Below are 1,087 nucleotides of genomic sequence, written 5' to 3' on the forward strand. Positions count from 1 at the left end.
ATTATTTTAGATTTATTAATTTAGCTTAAAAATAGTATTTTTTATTCAACTTACGCATGCATTAGCTTTATATGAACGATTATTAAAAGGACCGTTACGGGTCCTTTTTTAAAAGTATTTACAATATTGATCTTGACGTTGCTTTCCACTTAGTTTCGCATATATTCGTGTTGTTTCACTTTTTTCGTGACCTAATAAACTTTGGATTACTTCAATTGGAGCTCCGTTATCCATTAAATGAGTTGCGTAACTATGCCTTAATTGGTGAGGTGAAATCTTTTTGTTATACTCTGCATGTAAAGAAACCTCCTTAATTATATGGCGCGTTTGAGCAATACTTAACCGACGGGGAGCTCTTTCGGTTACAAATAATGCAGGATCTTCATCATGTCGTTCGTTTAAGTATCTAAATAACCAAATTACAGCTCGAATATTGAAGTATACTTCTCTTTCTTTATCACCTTTTCCTCGTACTATTACCGAGTGATTCGTCCAATTTATATCATTTTTATTTATTAAGACAATTTCGCCGATACGGCATCCTGATGAATACATAAACTCAATTATTGCATGTTCTCTTGGAGTATTGCAGGCTTCACGAAGGAGTTCAAGGAATTCTGGTTCCAGCTTTTGGTTCTTTAAGCTTTGAGGAAGGGTTACTTTGAATTTCACCCTCTTCATGAGCCCAACGGAAAAGGGATTTTATAAAACGAACTCGATGTGCTAAACTTGCAGGTTTTAATTTTTCCCCAACAAATACAAGATACTCTTTCAAAGCATCAGTAGTGATTTGAGCAATCTCAATATCATCGAAATGTTTAATTAAGAGTGTTGCCTGTATTCTATATGCTTTTAGTGTAGTTGATGAGTATCCTTCAATTAACTTATCATTATAGTAACTTTTCCATGCATTAGATAATAACATTAATAAATCCCCTCCATTAGTTGGTGTTTTACCAGGCATTATTGACGAAATTCATGATTAAAATAGGAGGGTTAAAACTAGAAATAGGATCAAATATTATTTTACTAAATGGCAGTTTAGTTATATAAGAATATAGAAGAATTCACTAAGGGCGTATGGAAT

General features: G+C 32.8%; 1 pseudogene. It reads right to left on the bottom strand.

The features are described 5' to 3' along the window. Positions 1-108: 108 nt before the first annotated feature. Positions 109-925, bottom strand: a pseudogene (locus EP747_RS23885) (tyrosine-type recombinase/integrase). Positions 926-1,087: the final 162 nt, after the last annotated feature.

This window comes from Gottfriedia acidiceleris, assembly GCF_004138285.1.
GTDB classification, from domain to species: domain Bacteria; phylum Bacillota; class Bacilli; order Bacillales; family Bacillaceae_G; genus Gottfriedia; species Gottfriedia acidiceleris_A.